Consider the following 15,869-nt stretch of genomic DNA (forward strand, 5'->3'; position numbering starts at 1 on the left):
ATTCTAGGTCTATTCTGTTCGTTTTTACACCGATTTATATGGGACAGCCCTGCGTTTGAGGGGTGGAAAAAAATATCCTTTGCTCCAGCCTTTAAAAATTTAATAATTCTTATCTCCTTTTCTTCGTTGTAGTCAGGATGCTTGCAGATTATTTGGAGGAATACCCTAGTAAGAAAAAATTGGATGTAGTCCTCTCGGAGTGATTCCACTATTAACCTTTCAGGTTCACCTTTTAAAATGCTCTCCTGGATTTTATTTTCCATTTTTTGAAAGTCGGAGATTAAACTCTTCCATAGTTTAACTGCATCCTCTGCTACGTAAGTGCAGCTTGATATGTCGTAGTCTTCACTAAGTTTACGGAGTTCGTTAAAGTCAAAGCCAATGGCATAGCCCCCTTCTTTTGAACAGTAGCCTCTCCATTGGCTGAGGAGGTTAGGCTCTGTAGAAAATGAGCCTGTAAACACTACTTTTTCTCCTGTTTCAAAGGGCGTGGATATTGTTAGTGCGGTGTAAATTTTTTCTTGGGCAGTTTCATCCAACTGACTGAATAATTTTTTTTTATGTGTTTCTAGTATTTCTTTTGCATATACGCCTTCAGTTGAGTCATTGAGGAATCGGTTATCCGTTAGCCAGAACTGATTTCTATTTAGAATTCCAAAAAGTCCGTGCACATCCGTATAGTGGTAAATTGTTTCCATCGTAAATAAGATCTTTAAATCGGGGTGAAGTGTTGGTAGGAAAGGATTGTATCGGATAATTGACCCTAAGTAACTAATAGGTTTCACCCGCACGAAATCGCTTGCAATTGATTTGATAGGTTCAAGGGGCGGCGCATTATCACACAGGAATGTGCATCTTTAAGGTTCCATTTAGGCTGGTTCTTCTCTGGTGCTGCGATTCCCCTGCGGCACTTCCAATCCCAGCTTTGCTTTCAGTGCTAGATTGAGATGCATTTCACGCACTTTAGGTGTACAAATGTGAACTTTTACTGAGTGCATATTCATGAGGGGAGATAATGAAAAAGCTTGATTTAATTTGAGCTCACCTCCAAAGGTACATACGTAGAGGTAGTCTTTATTTGCAGCTTTATTCCTTTGTGCTCTTTTTTTTCGATATGAAATCTAGCTATCCTGAGGGCGCGGATTTCCCAAGGTCTTATTCGGTTTATCGTTAAGTCGTTATTTGATAGAGATAATATCGTGTTGAGAGTATCGAAAATAATTTGTGTAATATTTTCGATCTTTTTCTGTTCTTTAAATATTTCGTCAAAAAGTGGTTCGTCGGTCTCTATGCTTAAAAATCGAAAACAGGTTTCAAATGAGTATTTTACCTGTTTGAGAGTTTCCTCTGACAGAATTCCTTGTCTAAGAGTTTTTTTGATGGTGAGTCTTGTTTCTTCAAACAACCTTGCGACATTTAACGGGGCATCGGCATGGTTGCTTAGTGATATGTCAAAGTTGTCAATTGCACTTTCATGAAACCAGTGACTATATAGGCTATTTCTATTTTTAAATCTTACCCCATTTTCTTTTTCTAAAGTTTTGAGTGCATCGAAAAACATCTTTTTATGTTCGAAATAGTGGCTGAATTCAGTTTTTCTTTGTTCGTGCTCAATTTGACGGGCGGTTTGGTTTGTTCTAAATATTAATCCAATTATAGTTAATATAGCTATTGTAGCCGTCACAACTTTAAATAGCGGTTGATTGTGGTTTAAGTAGTTATTTAGGCATGTACTTGTATAGCAATCTTCGTAGCCATTAAGTGATATCAAAATAGTTATTTTAATGATCACTACTAATACTACTGCAAGCCAAAAGGTCCATATAAATGGCTTGTAGGTTAATAGTGTTTTTTCAATTCTGGATTTTCGTTGCGGAACGTTTAAGTAATCGGTAAATGTTCCTCCCCTTTCTTCTTTTTTGTTAATCATGAGAAAGATTTTTTTAATATAAGATGATTGACTGACTCGAGCCTTTATCTTTTGTAGATATTTTTTCATTTGGCGTGATGTCTATATTTGGTTTTCTTTGAGTTTTTTATTTACTACAGTAAAGGCTAGGTACCTATTTTTATTTTTGTTGATTAGTTGCAGATCTATAGTCGAAGCTTTATCTATATTTATTGCTATCGCGGTGTGATGCTCTCTTGCCTGTATGTACTTTAAGCCGTCCCATAAACACTCTGCTTTAATTTTATCTTTTGATTCGATAGAGTTAAGTGAAAGCTTGTTTTCTAAGCTGGCGTTGGCCACAGAGATTTCACAAAGCCGATCAGGCGACTCACCAACGATAATCTGGACGCTGTTATTGATACTCCTCACCTCCATAATTTTGAGACGACTCGCTTCAATTTCTACCAGGTTATCTATCGTTGGGTAGATTTCACTTCCCTTCATTGCATCCTGGCAGCCAGATAAAGCTACCAAGCTGGCTCCAACCTTCAAAAACCCCTTAAAAATTCGCATAACCAGCTCCCTCTGATTTTGTTTGATTAATAATTGTGCAGGAAAAATGACCGCCGGTCACTCCTCCCCACGCCTGCCGATTTTGGGTGCTCATTTGGTTAATGAAATGACGTCAACGGCCAGTGCCTGTGCTGATGCGGGCCCAAGCACCAGCTCAGATTTCACAGATTGAACGCTTTGGAAGCGCTTTGAAGGTTTTGTTCGCCGCCCAAGGCTCATGCCAGCCATCTCAGCTCAACAGCCCTGCTTGTTTTTTGATCAGGGTAAAGAGAGGTGGGGATGTGGCTAGCAAGCAATCGGCAGGGTTTCCGTTGACACTTGGTTGACACCTTGGTGGCGGAAAGCGGCCTTAAAGCAACTTGGTACCGTGGTACTTATTTTATGAGCGCTGATGTTTCTTGATGCCGGAAACGAAAAAGGGCAACACCAAGTTGATTGATGTTGCCCTCTTTGGCCGCTTCGCGGCGCCCTGTAACTCATTGATTTACAAGACTTTTATGGCTCCGCCTGCTGGGCTCGAACCAGCGACAGGTTGATTAACAGTCAACTGCTCTACCAACTGAGCTAAGGCGGAATTTAATCTAACTTGTATAGCGCAAATTAACCTGCGCTTTGGAATTTGGCTCCGCCTGCTGGGCTCGAACCAGCGACCCAATGATTAACAGTCATTTGCTCTACCAACTGAGCTAAGGCGGAATATCTTTTCGGTCATACCGTTTAGATGGCGCGTATATTATAGAGCACTCCCGACTAGGTCAACCCCTTTTTTACGGTTTAACTGATTGATTTGTCAGGAAAATATTTGTTTGTCCTTTGCGCAAAAAACCGCAGGGATGGGTAGGACGCAATTCTCTTGTGTTTGTGGGTGGTATGACGACAGCCTACAATCTCGTGTTGCATCAATGATTGAGTGGTTGAGGGAAGTGTATGGAATCGCGGCCTTTTAAGGTGGAGTCCAAGTACCAGCCGGCTGGGGATCAGCCGCTGGCGATAGAGCAGTTATCGGAAGGGATTAATGATGGTTTGAGTCATCAAACGCTGCTGGGTGTAACCGGTTCGGGTAAAACCTTTACCATGGCCAACGTTATTGAGCGTCTCCAGCGCCCAGCTATCGTAATGGCGCACAATAAGACGCTGGCAGCTCAGCTCTATGGAGAATTTAAGGAGTTCTTTCCTAAGAACGCAGTGGAGTATTTTGTTTCCTATTACGACTACTACCAGCCAGAGGCTTATGTTCCCTCCTCGGATACCTTTATTGAAAAAGATGCATCGGTAAACGAGCACATTGAACAGATGCGCCTCTCCGCCACCAAGGCATTGATCGAGCGGCGTGATGTGATCGTGGTTGCGACGGTTTCGGCGATTTACGGTCTTGGTGATCCCGATAAATACCTGAAAATGGTGCTGCATCTGGATCGGGGGGATCTCGTTGATCAGCGCAGTATTTTGCGACGCCTGGCGGAGCTGCAGTACACGCGTAATGATGCGGACTTTCGTCGCGCCACTTATCGGGTGCGGGGAGATATTATTGATATTTATCCGGCCGACTCCGATATGGAGGCGGTGCGTCTATCCCTATTTGACGAAGAGATTGAAGAAATCACCCTGTTTGACCCCTTGACGGGGGTGCAGCTTAAAAAAGTTCCCAGGGTCACAATCTTCCCCAAGAGTCATTACGTTACACCGCGTGAGACAATCGTCAGCGCCATCGATGACATTAAAGATGAGCTGCGAGTACGCCTTGAGCAGTTGCGGGGAAACAATAAGCTGGTTGAGGCGCAGCGGCTGGATCAGCGCACCCGATACGACATAGAAATGATGCAGGAGCTTGGCTACTGCAACGGCGTGGAGAATTACTCCCGCTATCTTTCCGGTCGCAATGTGGGCCAAGCGCCCCCCACTCTGTTTGATTATTTACCAAGTGAAGCCCTGCTGTTTGTCGATGAGAGTCACGTAACCGTGCCGCAAATCGGCGGGATGTACCGTGGCGACAGGTCTCGCAAGGAAACTTTGGTGGAGTACGGGTTTCGCCTGCCATCGGCTCTAGATAACCGCCCGATGAAGTTTGAAGAGTGGGAGCAGCTGGCGCCTCAGGCCATTTTTGTGTCTGCGACACCGGGGGCCTATGAAAAGGAGCACGCGGGGCAGGTGGTTGAGCAGGTGGTTCGCCCGACCGGCCTGGTGGACCCGGAGGTGGAAATTCGCCCGGCTTTGACACAGGTGGATGACGTGCTATCGGAGATTCACCGCTGTGCGGATCTCGATCAACGTGTACTGATTACCGTGCTGACTAAACGAATGGCTGAGGACCTGACAGAGTATCTCGCCGAGAGCGGTGTTCGTGTCCGGTATCTGCACTCCGATATTGATACGGTGGAGCGGGTAGAAATTATCCGCGATCTACGTATTGGTGAATTTGATGTTTTGGTAGGAATCAACCTTTTGCGTGAAGGCTTGGATATGCCGGAGGTTGCCCTGGTGGCGATCTTTGATGCCGATAAAGAGGGTTTTCTTCGCTCTGATCGTTCGCTGATACAAACTATTGGCCGGGCCGCGCGCAATCTTGAGGGGAGGGCGATCCTCTATGCGGACAAGGTAACTGGCTCAATGGAGCGTGCCCTTGATGAGACCCGTCGCCGTCGGGAGAGGCAGGTCGCTTTCAATAAAGAACACGGCATCACCCCGAGAGGGATTCGCAAAAGTGTTGCGGATATTATGGAGGGGGCCGTGGCCCCGGGTGTGCCCGGCAAGGGGCGTCGTAAGGTTGCCGAAGGTCAGGGGGATTACAAGGTTGATGTTCAGGCGATGTCTGATAAGCAGCGCTGGGCCAGAATTACCCAGCTCGAAGAGCAGATGTATCAGCATGCTAAGGATTTGGAATTTGAGTCGGCCGCCAGGTTGCGCGATGAAATTACCCATTTAAAAGAGATGGAATAGCACTTGCTTAGGCGCGGGATTTGGATCTACATTTTGAGGATCCCGCGCGGCTTGGCGTCTTCGGGAGTTCTTAAAGATTTCACGAAGAAGCTCAGTAAGTTGTTGAAAACACTGAAAAGCGGTGCTAGAGTTCGCGCTCTTCGCAGCACTGGGTTCCCCCGCTGCAGAGTTTTAGACCCGTAGCTCAGTTGGTTAGAGCGCTGCCTTGACATGGCAGAGGTCAGCGGTTCAAATCCGCTCGGGTCTACCACTTTTCAAAAGGATGGTTAGCCCATCTAGATCAAATTTTTCATGCGGTCTTTGGTAGGGATCGCCACTGAGAACAAAGGATAAACAATGCCCGTTGTTACTCTCCCCGATGGCTCTCGTCGAGAATTTTCTGCTCCGGTTTCCGTGCATGATGTAGCCGCTGATATCGGTCCCGGTTTGGCAAAAGCTGCGCTTGCTGGCGTTGTGGACGGCAGGGAAGTCGATACCAGTTATGTTATTGATACCGACGTAAACCTGGCCATTATTACTGATCGTCAGCCCGAAGGCCTGGAAGTGATTCGTCACTCCACGGCGCACTTATTGGCGCAGGCGGTTAAGCAGCTGTACCCGACAGCTCAGGTCACCATCGGCCCGGTTATCGCAGATGGTTTCTATTACGACTTCGCCTACGAGCGCCAGTTTACGCCCGAAGATCTCGAGAAGATCGAAGAGCGTATGGAAGTCTTGGCCAAAGAAGATATCACGGTTAGCCGTCGCCTGATGCCGCGCAAAGAAGCGGTGACCTATTTCCGTGAAATGGGTGAAGAGTACAAGGCCAAGATTATCGACAGCATCCCCGGCGATGAAGATATTTCTTTGTATCGCCAGGGTGACTTTGAAGACTTGTGTCGCGGTCCCCACGTACCCTCTACTGGCAGATTGAAAGCTTTCAAGCTGACCAAGGTGGCTGGTGCCTATTGGCGCGGCGACTCCAACAACGAGATGTTGACCCGTATTTACGGTACCGCCTGGGCCAACAAAAAAGAATTGAAAGCGTATCTGCGTCGTATTGAAGAGGCAGAGAAGCGCGACCACCGCAAACTGGCGAAGAAATTTGACCTTTTCCATATTCAGGAAGAGGCCCCCGGCATGGTGTTCTGGCACCCCAACGGCTGGACTATCTACAGCACGATTGAGCAGTACATGCGTCGCCGCCAGCGCGAATACGGCTATAAAGAAATTAAGACCCCGCAGCTGGTGGATTTCAGCCTATGGCGCAAGTCCGGCCATGCAGACAAGTTTGCTGATGACATGTTTACGCTCACCAGTGAAGAGCGTCAGTTTGCTATCAAGCCGATGAACTGCCCCTGCCACGTGCAGGTGTTTAATCAGGGTCTGCGCAGCTACCGCGACCTGCCGCTGCGTCTGGCGGAGTTCGGTTCCTGTCACCGCAGTGAGCCATCCGGCTCCCTGCACGGACTGATGCGCGTGCGTGGGTTTGTGCAGGATGACGGTCACATTTTTTGTTCGGAAGGTCAGATCCAGTCAGAGGTTTCTGACTTTATGGACCTGCTGCACTCCGTTTATGAAGACTTCGGCTTCCAGGATGTGATATACCGCCTCTCCACCCGCCCGGAAAAGCGTGTTGGTTCCGATGAAAGTTGGGATAAGGCCGAGAAGTCTCTGGCTGATGCGTTGGATGCGGCAGGCTTACCCTGGGAAGAATTGCCTGGTGAAGGCGCCTTCTACGGGCCCAAGATCGAATTTTCTTTGAAAGACTGTCTCGGTCGGGTGTGGCAATGCGGTACTATTCAGGTTGACTTCTCTATGCCGGGTCGTCTGGATGCGCAATATGTGTCTGAAGATGGCTCACGCCAGTCTCCGGTGATGTTGCATCGCGCAGCACTGGGTTCCTTTGAGCGCTTTATCGGTATCTTGATTGAGCACTACGAAGGTGCCTTCCCCACTTGGCTGGCGCCACAGCAAGTGGCGATTATGAATATTACCGATCGTCAGGCGGAATATTGCCGCGATTTAGAGTCTCGCCTCGGTGCTTTGCAATACCGTGCTAGTGCCGACTTGAGAAACGAGAAGATCGGCTTTAAAATCCGCGAGCACACGCTTCAGCGTGTTCCTTATCTGTTGGTGATCGGCGATAAGGAAGTAGAAAGTCAGACAGTGGCAGTACGTACCCGCAGCGGTGAGGACCTTGGAGTTATGACTTACGAGTCATTTCTTGAGATTCTCGAGCAAGACGTAAGTCGCCGCGGTCGATTAACCGAAGATAATGCAAATAACTTGGCAACTGGGAGACCATAGCTATTAAACGAGACACTAAGGGACGGTCCAAAAAGGCCCGCATAAACGATCAGATTGAAGCGTCAGAAATCCGCCTGATAGGCGCAGATGGCGAACAGGTAGGCATTGTCTCCCTGAGTGAGGCGCTGGAGGCTGCACAGCAGGCTAGCTTGGATCTCGTTGAAATTGCCTCGGACTCCACGCCGATAGTCTGTAAAATCATGGACTACGGCAAGCATGTATTCGAGGCTAAAAAAGCCAAGAATGCTGCCAAGAAGAAGCAGAAGCAGCAGCAGATCAAGGAAATGAAATTCCGCCCCGGCACCGATATCGGTGACTACGAGATCAAGCTGCGCAACTTGTCCCGCTTCCTCGAGGCAGGCGATAAGGCCAAAGTGTCCCTGCGCTTCCGTGGCCGTGAAATGGCTCACCAGGAGCTGGGCATGGAAATGATGCAGCGCATCGAAAAAGACCTGGAAGAGCTGGGTACTGTAGAGCAAAGACCAAAGATGGAAGGTCGCCAGATGCTTATGGTTATTGCTCCCAGCAAAAAGAAAAAGTGAGGCCTTGGGAGTAACTTCCCGGATTCTCCTTTGAGATGTGATTGGGCGACGGCTGCCTCCTCACTCTCACAGTGTCGATAGCTCCGGTTATCGGCAATTACTAAAGGTGCCTGTTCTACAGGCGAATATTAACTTTGGAGTATAAAATGCCGAAAGCAAAGACTCACAGTGGCGCCGCCAAGCGCTTCAAGAAGACGGCTGCGGGCTATAAGCACAAGCACGCTAACAAGAGCCACATCCTCACCAAGATGACCACCAAGCGTAAGCGTCAGCTGCGTGGCACCCAGACTATGAATAAGTCTGATGCCGGTCTGGTCGATCGTATGCTGCGCGCCAAGTAATTGGCCCAAATCGCAAAGGTTTAAGAGGATAGAAGTATGGCCCGTGTAAAACGTGGTGTAGAGGCGCGTCGTCGTCACAAGAAGATTCTGAAGCAGGCTAAAGGTTACTACGGTGCGCGTTCCCGCGTATTCCGCGTCGCTAAGCAGGCAGTTATCAAAGCTGGTCAGTACGCATACCGTGACCGTCGCGTTAGAAAGCGTAATTTCCGCGCTCTGTGGATTACTCGTATTAACGCCCAGTCCCGTGCTGAAGGCCTGAGCTACAGCCGCCTGATTGCTGGTCTGAAGAAAGCGGATATCGCACTGGATCGCCGTGTACTGGCTGATCTGGCTGTTTACGATAAAGCCGCTTTTGCTGCCGTAGTTGAAAAAGCTAAGGCAGCCCTGACAGCGTAAGCTGTCACTTCAGTTGTAAAGCTGAATACTTAAAATAGGGAAGGGCTGTAGTGGCTCTTCCCTATTTTTTTATGGAGATTCCGCTATTTTCCGGTGGCGGTGCCAGAGGTAATCCCCTCCGGTGCAACTGCACCGGCCGAATAAAGATTAATTGAGATTGGATTCAAACGGGAACAGTTCGATGCAAGATTTGCAGTCCCTCACCGAGCAGGCAATGGAGCTGGTGGAGAAGGCCGACGGCCTCGCCGCACTGGATCAGGTGCGTGTTGATTACCTGGGTAAAAAGGGCCAGCTGACGGCACTGCTGAAAGGCCTGGGCAAGTTGTCTGCGGAAGAGCGTCCGGCGGCAGGTGCCAAGATCAACGAAGCCAAGCAGCAGGTACAGGAAAAAATTAATACGCGCCGCACTATGCTGGAGCAAGCGGCCATTAATGCAAAGCTGGCTGAAGAGACCATTGATGTCACCTTGCCGGGGCGCGGCGAAGAGCAGGGCAATGCCCATCCCATTACTCGTACTTTAAAGCGAGTGGAAGAGTTCTTTGCCGGTATTGGTTTTTCTGTTGAGGAAGGCCCGGAAGTCGAGCAGGACTACTACAACTTCGAAGCACTGAATATTCCCGCGCACCACCCCGCGCGCGCGATGCACGATACTTTCTATGTAGACCCCACCACCGTACTGAGAACCCACACCTCCTCAGTGCAGATCCGCACTATGGAGAAGCAGTCTCCACCGCTACGTATTATCTGTCCGGGCCGCGTTTACCGCTGTGATTCCGATGTGACTCACTCGCCCATGTTTCACCAGGTAGAAGGCCTGGTGATCGGTGAAAATATCAGTTTCGCCCACTTGAAAGGCACCATCGACCAATTCCTGCGCGCTTTCTTTGAAGCGGAAGTGCCGGTACGTTTTCGTCCGTCTTACTTCCCGTTTACCGAGCCTTCCGCCGAAGCCGATATCCAGTGTACCGCCTGCAGTGGCGACGGTTGCCGCGTGTGTTCCGGCACTGGCTGGCTGGAAATTCTTGGCTGCGGCATGGTGCACCCGAATGTTTTCGCTGCCTGTGATATCGACAGCGAAAAATACTCCGGCTTTGCCTTTGGTATTGGTATCGAACGCCTCGCCATGCTGCGCTACGGCGTGAACGATTTACGCCTGTTCTTCGACAACGATCTGCGCTTCTTGAAACAGTTCTAAGTCAAGCGTGAGTGCGAGCGGCCGAGGCTGTTCGCAGCAGCAATCGAATTGTGGAGGCCTGCGTGGCAGATTAGCCCCAGGTGAAATGCGCACAAAGCTGCGCTGACGGAATACAGAAAGAGATCAACTATGAAACTCAGCAACTCCTGGCTGCGGGAATGGGTAAACCCGGAACTCACCACGCAGGAACTGGCCGATCAAATCACCATGGCCGGTCTGGAAGTGGATGGTGTAGAAAAAGTAGCGGGCGATTTCTCCGGAGTGGTTGTCGGTGAGATAGTCGCCTGTGAACAGCACCCGGATGCCGACAAGCTGCGCGTTTGTAAAGTGGCCGGTCACCCCGACGGTGAAATGCAGGTTGTGTGCGGTGCCGCCAATGCCCGTACCGGTATTAAGATTCCTTTTGCCCAGGTCGGTGCCAAGCTGCCGGGCGATTTTAAAATCAAGAAAGCCAAGCTGCGCGGTGTTGAGAGCTTCGGCATGCTCTGCGCACAGACCGAGCTGGAGCTGGGCGAAGATAACGATGGTATTTGGGAGCTGCCAGAAGATGCCCCCACCGGTACCGACCTGCGCGACTACCTGCTGCTGGACGATGAGACCCTGGAAGTGGATCTCACCCCGAACCGTTCCGACTGTCTCGGTGTTGCCGGTATCGCCCGCGAAGTAGGGGTATTGAACCGCTGTGCCGTACAGGGCCCCGAAATTGCCCTGGTACCTCAGCAGATCGACGAAAGCCTGCCGGTATCCCTGATGGCCGAAGCGGCTTGCCCGCGCTATGTAGGCCGAGTGATTCGCGATGTCGATATCAAAGCCCAGACGCCTTTGTGGATGCGGGAGCGCCTGCGTCGCAGTGGCCTGCGCAGCATCGACCCAGTAGTGGATGTCACCAACTACGTCCTGCTGGAATTGGGTCAGCCTATGCACGCCTTTGATCTGGAGAAGCTCTCCGGCGGTATTAAAGTGCGTATGGCTGTGGCCGAAGAAGCGCTGACCCTGCTGGACGGCCAGGAAGTCAAACTGAAAGAGGGCACCCTGGTCATTGCCGACGAGGAAAAACCTCTGGCGATGGCCGGCATTATGGGTGGCCTGGACTCGTCCGTTACCCAAGGCACCCAGCATATCTTCCTGGAGAGCGCCTTCTTCAGCCCGCTGGCGATTGCCGGTAAGGCCCGCGCCTATGGCTTGCACACCGATTCCTCACACCGTTTCGAGCGCGGCGTGGATTACCACCTGCAAGAAAAAGCGGTAGAGCGCGCCACCCAATTGTTGTTGGATATCGTCGGCGGCCAACCGGGCCCGGTACATGTGCGCGAACTGACTGAAACCATGCCCGCTGAACGCCACATTACCCTGCGTCGCGCGCGGGTAGAGTTGGGCCTGGGTATCAAGCTGGCCGATGACGAGATCGTCGATATCCTCACCCGCCTGGGCCTGGAAAAGATCGACCAAGATGACGAAGGTTGGACCTTCCTCGCCCCCAGCTTCCGTTTCGATATCGCCATTGAAGCCGACCTGCTCGAAGAGCTGGCGCGTGTTTACGGCTACAACCGAATTCCCAGTGAAAGCTTTACCGCCGAACTGGAAATTGCCCCGCGCCCCGAAAGCCTGATTGCTCAGGATAACCTGGAGCAAACCCTGCTGGGCCGTGGCTACTACGAAGCGATTACCTTCAGCTTTATCGATAGTGACAGCGCCGCGCAGTTCGACCCGGAAGCCGATCCGGTGGCCCTGCAAAACCCGATCAGTGCTGAACTGGCGGTAATGCGGACCACTTTGCTGGCGGGCTTGTGCAAAGCCCTGCAATACAACTTGAACCGCCAGCAAAACCGCGTGCGCCTGTTTGAAACAGGTCTGCGCTTCGTGCCCGGCGCCGAGCTGAAGCAGGAGCAGATGATTGCCGGTCTCGCCTATGGCAACCGCTTCGTCGAGAACTGGACGGGCAGCAAAGACAGCGTGGATTTCTATGACGTGAAAGCCGATGTGGAAGCCCTGTTGGCTCGCACCGGTGTTGCCGATGAGTTCCGCTTTATCGCTGGCCAACACCCCGCGCTGCACCCGGGTCAAACCGCCAAGATTATGCGCGGCGACCACGAAGTAGGGGTTATCGGTGCCCTGCACCCACAATTGCAGAAAAAGCTCGATCTGCCCAAGTCCGCCTTCGTATTTGAGCTGAGCCTGGAAGCGATCGGCGAAGGCAAAGCCCCCGCATTCCGCCCTCTGTCCAAGTTCCCGGAAGTACGCCGCGACCTGGCCCTGCTAATCGATGCGGATGTTCCTGCCGCCAGCCTGGTGGAAGCTGCCGTCGAAGTCGCCGGTGAAACCTTGATGGACCTCAAGATATTTGATGTTTACCAGGGCAAAGGTATTGATTTAAATAGAAAAAGTGTCGCTTTGGGGTTGACCTTTCAGCATTCGTCGCGCACCCTTAATGACGACGAAATCAATGCCGCCGTTAATGCGGTGGTCGGAAAACTAGAAGAAAAATATAACGCTAGTCTGCGCTAGCAGAGCATGATGCTCTCGGGTGCAGGCTGAATTGCACCCCGAGAGCGTCTGCTACCGGGTTGAAAGCCGCCGCGGTTTGGGCCGCTTCCGATCGGGAGTCGACGCCTCTGAATCAATTGGCAGGATCCAATGACAGAGGCACTGACCAAGGCCGGGCTCGCCGAGAAACTTTACGAAGAGCTGGGCTTTAACAAGCGCGAAGCGAAAGAGATCGTCGAATATTTCTTCGAGGAGATCCGCAATGCCCTGGAAAACAATGAGCAGGTCAAGCTCTCAGGCTTCGGCAACTTCGACCTGCGTGACAAAAGCCAGCGTCCCGGCCGCAACCCCAAAACCGGCGAAGAAATCCCCATCTCAGCCCGCAGAGTAGTTACCTTTAAGCCAGGGCAAAAACTCAAGATGCGAGTAGAAGAACATGCTGGAACCGAGCAATAACGCTCAGCTACCTGCAATCCCCGGTAAACGCTATTTCACCATTGGTGAAGTGAGTGAATTGTGCGCCGTCAAACCCCATGTCCTGCGTTACTGGGAGCAGGAATTCCCCCAACTAAAACCCGTCAAGCGCCGTGGCAATCGCCGCTATTATCAGCACCAAGAAGTCATTATGATCCGCCAGATCCGTGCGCTCCTGTATGAAGAAGGCTATACCATTGGAGGGGCCCGCCAACAGATCGAAACCGGCAGCGAGCGGGCAGAAGTAGTACACCTTCAGCAGGTACTGCCAGAAGTGATCGCAGAACTAAAGGACGTGGTGGCCCTGTTGGAAGGGAAAAATAATTTATAGAAAACTGTAAACCCGGGCTTGCAATCCAGCCCTAGTCCGGTATGATTCACGCCACATCGACATACGATGTCTTTAAAAATCAATCACTTAGCGAAGTGAGCGACTTTTAAAAATCGGAGCGTAGCGCAGCCTGGTAGCGCACCACACTGGGGGTGTGGTGGTCGTCGGTTCAAATCCGGCCGCTCCGACCATTTGTTTCTATATCTCATGCGGCTTTCAGCCACTTTTCTTGAGTGAGTGCACAAAAACCAATTTGGTAGCGCACAAAAACCCGCACAAAAACTCCCAATCACTTTCGACTCAATAGTTTCGGGTCAATGCTGATCTCGACTTCGACGTAATCCTTCTCATGTCCAGCTAGGTAAAAATTCTCAGTAATTTCTGCGTCAGTGTGCGCGCAAATCTGCGCGATTTCTTCGGAGCTGTGGCCTGATTTCTGAAGTAAATGAGACGCTAATGCCCGAATTTCGTGGAATGTAGGTCTTGCTTGGCTTGGTAAGTCGATGCGAATCCCGGCCATATCTCGCGCCTCTTTGAATTGATTGGATAGGCGTGCAGGCATTAATCGACACCAATGTTCATTTGCTTTGGCTCTTGGTTGTCGTTTTTTAGGTGTGTAGGAAATTGCAAAAGGGCAGCGGTAATTTTTAATTGAAAGTTGCCTGGCTCTATTTATTATTTGGCGTAGGCCTGGATGCTTAGAGTATGTGAATCGTAGGTATACCGCTCGTTCTTCACCGCGTTGATTAATGGACTTTTCGACCCCCTTACAAATGCCAGCCTCGGTAACATGTTTATCGAGTAAAAGGCTGCATATATCTCCACGTCTCATTGTGGTTAATAGAGATAACTCCATTGCCAGTTGTAGCCCCTCATAACCTAGCTCTGCCGCTGCATCATGGGTCAGCCAAAATTCATTGATGGTTAATCTGTGCCGAACTTTGGGTTGGCGCTGGCGGGGAATTGATTTTGGGGCTTCGTCACTAGTATTGAATGGATTAAATGTTAGGTTGGGTATGGCACTTTCCAGCATTAGATAATTAATAAAGCTTCGTAATGCAGCGCGGCTATTTCTCTGTGGGTGGTAGTCCTGTGCTTCCCACCACTCACGAATCACTGGAAGCGTTAGGTCGTGAGGCATGGGGTTCTTAAGTTGTTCACACATGCGTTCAACATAGCGGCGTTTCTGCAGCCATCTGGCAGCCGTTGCTTGCTTGGGGTGGTTCAGCTCCATCCATGATACCCAATGGCTATAGCGGTCAAGTAGGCTCCCTGCGCGTGCTGTCCATAGAGTTTCATTAGATGTGGGTTGGCGCTCGTAGAGGTCTCTTTGGCGGTTGGCTTGCTTCGCCTGCCGTATAGCTTCTGCGGTTGTAGCGTAAAAAATAAGGTTCGACCCATCTGGGCGAATATAGCGCCAGTAGTTTTTACGTTTCCTTGGGTCGAGATATAGATTTTCTGGCAGCTCCTGGCCATCCATTAATCTTGGCTTGCGCGGTCTTGCCATCATTCATCCTTGAATTTATCAGCGCGTCATCAGGAGAGGCGAAAGAGGCTCGTTCCTGGCGGGAATATTTTCTTGAGAGCGGATGGTGCCAGGGTCGTGGAATGTGTCACGGTAAATATAGAGCCGGTCACCAAGCCAGCGGCCAGCAACATCACCTGATTCTACCCATTTAACAACAGTTTCCCGGGCAGGTAGTGTGCCAACGAAATTGGTCCGAACCCAGTCTTTCCAATACATCAGCTGGTTGATGCTTTGGGTCAATTTTTGTTGTCCACCTTCGGCAACCCTGCCCTGATCTTTCATACCATTACCTCCGCCCTTGCCATCCATCCGTCAAAATCCTCAGCCTCATCGTAAAAGGCTGTGCCCGTCTCCCAGCCATTTTGGGTCTTACGAATTACATCAATGAACCCTAAAGCGTCCGCATCTGCTTTAGTGGGTAGCTGCTCTTTTGAGTTAATCCATTGGGGTAGCTCCGTTTCAGTTTTCTCTGACGCAGAAAATACTTGAAACTGAGCAAAGGCCCAAAGCAAAAATTCATTAAGCTCTTGTCTATAGAATGTGAATCCTTCGCTGGTGCCAGCTATTTCAGTTGCTTTTTCTCTCCATTGCTCCAGGAGGTCTTTGTATATTGGGTGTCCCATTACATATCCCTCGCAAAATTAATTTATAAATTCATGCCGCAAACGGATAAATAGAAACTCCTTCTACATACAGCACATCGGGGGGGGTAATCTCTTTTGCAGATGCAGCCCCTTTGCTTTGTCTTCTTAATTCAGCCACTACAGCACGCTGAATCATTTGAAATTTATCTGACTTAACCGCGACCCTTTCGGGTTTGCGCTTCTTTAAATCTTGGAATACAGAAAGAAACTTTTTCACTTCTGCTAATACTGCTGTTGCCTGCTT

16 protein-coding genes and 4 tRNA genes are annotated in these 15,869 nt (G+C 50.2%); 11 read left to right on the plus strand and 9 right to left on the minus strand.

Translation table 11 applies throughout. The features are described 5' to 3' along the window. From MO867_RS16655 to MO867_RS16675, 5 genes are all read right to left on the minus strand, one after another. A partial coding sequence (locus MO867_RS16655) for a DUF2971 domain-containing protein (RefSeq protein ID WP_252471194.1) occupies nt 1-698 on the minus strand: 698 nt, incomplete at its 3' end. 332 nt (nt 699-1,030) lie between these two features. Further along, complete coding sequence (locus MO867_RS16660) at nt 1,031-1,999, minus strand: hypothetical protein (protein ID WP_252471196.1); 969 nt, start codon at nt 1,997-1,999, stop codon at nt 1,031-1,033. A gap of 12 nt (nt 2,000-2,011) precedes the next feature. Further along, complete coding sequence (locus MO867_RS16665) at nt 2,012-2,464, minus strand: hypothetical protein (protein ID WP_252471198.1); 453 nt, start codon at nt 2,462-2,464, stop codon at nt 2,012-2,014. 498 nt (nt 2,465-2,962) lie between these two features. After that, nucleotides 2,963-3,038 (minus strand) — tRNA-Asn (locus MO867_RS16670). 46 nt (nt 3,039-3,084) lie between these two features. Beyond that, nucleotides 3,085-3,160: transfer RNA gene (locus tag MO867_RS16675), tRNA-Asn, on the minus strand. A 231-nt stretch (nt 3,161-3,391) separates the two neighbouring features. Between MO867_RS16675 and uvrB the strand changes: the two genes are divergently transcribed. From uvrB to MO867_RS16730, 11 genes are all read left to right on the plus strand, one after another. After that, nucleotides 3,392-5,401 (plus strand): excinuclease ABC subunit UvrB, encoded by a 2,010-nt coding sequence (gene uvrB / locus MO867_RS16680; RefSeq protein WP_252471200.1) that lies wholly within the window; start codon nt 3,392-3,394, stop codon nt 5,399-5,401. A gap of 173 nt (nt 5,402-5,574) precedes the next feature. Then, nucleotides 5,575-5,651: transfer RNA gene (locus MO867_RS16685), tRNA-Val, on the plus strand. Between the two features lie 86 nt (nt 5,652-5,737). Further along, nucleotides 5,738-7,690, plus strand: a complete 1,953-nt coding sequence (gene thrS, locus MO867_RS16690; protein WP_252471202.1) for a threonine--tRNA ligase — start codon at nt 5,738-5,740, stop codon at nt 7,688-7,690. Nucleotides 7,691-7,692: 2 nt separating this feature from the next. Beyond that, complete coding sequence (gene infC / locus MO867_RS16695) at nt 7,693-8,232, plus strand: translation initiation factor IF-3 (protein ID WP_252471222.1); 540 nt, start codon at nt 7,693-7,695, stop codon at nt 8,230-8,232. A 146-nt stretch (nt 8,233-8,378) separates the two neighbouring features. Continuing rightward, entirely contained in the window at nt 8,379-8,573 is a 195-nt protein-coding gene (rpmI, locus tag MO867_RS16700; protein WP_020413351.1) for a 50S ribosomal protein L35, read from the plus strand. A 36-nt stretch (nt 8,574-8,609) separates the two neighbouring features. Continuing rightward, nucleotides 8,610-8,969 (plus strand): 50S ribosomal protein L20, encoded by a 360-nt coding sequence (gene rplT / locus MO867_RS16705; protein WP_252471204.1) that lies wholly within the window; start codon nt 8,610-8,612, stop codon nt 8,967-8,969. Between the two features lie 181 nt (nt 8,970-9,150). Further along, nucleotides 9,151-10,164: a phenylalanine--tRNA ligase subunit alpha gene (gene pheS, locus MO867_RS16710; protein WP_252471206.1), complete on the plus strand. Its 1,014-nt coding sequence runs from the start codon at nt 9,151-9,153 to the stop codon at nt 10,162-10,164. 129 nt (nt 10,165-10,293) lie between these two features. Next, nucleotides 10,294-12,669 (plus strand): phenylalanine--tRNA ligase subunit beta, encoded by a 2,376-nt coding sequence (pheT, locus tag MO867_RS16715; protein WP_252471208.1) that lies wholly within the window; start codon nt 10,294-10,296, stop codon nt 12,667-12,669. Between the two features lie 129 nt (nt 12,670-12,798). Further along, nucleotides 12,799-13,104, plus strand: a complete 306-nt coding sequence (gene ihfA, locus MO867_RS16720; protein ID WP_252471210.1) for an integration host factor subunit alpha — start codon at nt 12,799-12,801, stop codon at nt 13,102-13,104. After that, the gene (locus MO867_RS16725; RefSeq protein WP_252471212.1) at nt 13,085-13,453 is read left to right on the plus strand and encodes a MerR family transcriptional regulator; all 369 of its coding nucleotides are present in this window, start codon (nt 13,085-13,087) and stop codon (nt 13,451-13,453) included. The genes ihfA and MO867_RS16725 overlap by 20 nt, the downstream gene beginning before the upstream one ends. Before the next feature lie 114 nt (nt 13,454-13,567). Next, nucleotides 13,568-13,644: transfer RNA gene (locus MO867_RS16730), tRNA-Pro, on the plus strand. Nucleotides 13,645-13,742: 98 nt separating this feature from the next. Here MO867_RS16730 and MO867_RS16735 read toward each other — a convergent pair. From MO867_RS16735 to MO867_RS16750, 4 genes are all read right to left on the minus strand, one after another. After that, complete coding sequence (locus MO867_RS16735) at nt 13,743-14,960, minus strand: tyrosine-type recombinase/integrase (protein WP_252471214.1); 1,218 nt, start codon at nt 14,958-14,960, stop codon at nt 13,743-13,745. An 18-nt stretch (nt 14,961-14,978) separates the two neighbouring features. Then, a complete protein-coding gene (locus MO867_RS16740) occupies nt 14,979-15,263 on the minus strand; it encodes a hypothetical protein (protein ID WP_252471216.1) in 285 nt (94 codons plus the stop codon). Continuing rightward, nucleotides 15,260-15,604, minus strand: coding sequence for a hypothetical protein (locus tag MO867_RS16745; protein WP_252471218.1), 345 nt, complete (start codon nt 15,602-15,604; stop codon nt 15,260-15,262). Before MO867_RS16745 ends, MO867_RS16740 begins: the two co-directional genes overlap by 4 nt. Nucleotides 15,605-15,635: 31 nt before the next feature. Then, nucleotides 15,636-15,869, minus strand: a 234-nt coding sequence (locus tag MO867_RS16750; protein ID WP_252471220.1) for a hypothetical protein, incomplete at its 5' end; no start/stop codon positions are given.

Source organism: Microbulbifer okhotskensis, from assembly GCF_023895975.1.
Lineage (GTDB): Bacteria > Pseudomonadota > Gammaproteobacteria > Pseudomonadales > Cellvibrionaceae > Microbulbifer > Microbulbifer okhotskensis.

Excerpts from the sequence above, each read along its gene's own strand:
- MO867_RS16660 (WP_252471196.1), bottom strand. The coding sequence starts at position 1,999 with ATGAAAAAATATCTACAAAAGATAAAGGCTCGAGTCAGTCAATCATCT.
- MO867_RS16665 (WP_252471198.1), bottom strand. The coding sequence starts at position 2,464 with ATGCGAATTTTTAAGGGGTTTTTGAAGGTTGGAGCCAGCTTGGTAGCT.
- uvrB (WP_252471200.1), top strand. The coding sequence starts at position 3,392 with ATGGAATCGCGGCCTTTTAAGGTGGAGTCCAAGTACCAGCCGGCTGGG.
- thrS (WP_252471202.1), top strand. The coding sequence starts at position 5,738 with ATGCCCGTTGTTACTCTCCCCGATGGCTCTCGTCGAGAATTTTCTGCT.
- rpmI (WP_020413351.1), top strand. The coding sequence starts at position 8,379 with ATGCCGAAAGCAAAGACTCACAGTGGCGCCGCCAAGCGCTTCAAGAAG.
- rplT (WP_252471204.1), top strand. The coding sequence starts at position 8,610 with ATGGCCCGTGTAAAACGTGGTGTAGAGGCGCGTCGTCGTCACAAGAAG.
- pheS (WP_252471206.1), top strand. The coding sequence starts at position 9,151 with ATGCAAGATTTGCAGTCCCTCACCGAGCAGGCAATGGAGCTGGTGGAG.
- pheT (WP_252471208.1), top strand. The coding sequence starts at position 10,294 with ATGAAACTCAGCAACTCCTGGCTGCGGGAATGGGTAAACCCGGAACTC.
- ihfA (WP_252471210.1), top strand. The coding sequence starts at position 12,799 with ATGACAGAGGCACTGACCAAGGCCGGGCTCGCCGAGAAACTTTACGAA.
- MO867_RS16725 (WP_252471212.1), top strand. The coding sequence starts at position 13,085 with ATGCTGGAACCGAGCAATAACGCTCAGCTACCTGCAATCCCCGGTAAA.
- MO867_RS16735 (WP_252471214.1), bottom strand. The coding sequence starts at position 14,960 with ATGGCAAGACCGCGCAAGCCAAGATTAATGGATGGCCAGGAGCTGCCA.
- MO867_RS16740 (WP_252471216.1), bottom strand. The coding sequence starts at position 15,263 with ATGAAAGATCAGGGCAGGGTTGCCGAAGGTGGACAACAAAAATTGACC.
- MO867_RS16745 (WP_252471218.1), bottom strand. The coding sequence starts at position 15,604 with ATGGGACACCCAATATACAAAGACCTCCTGGAGCAATGGAGAGAAAAA.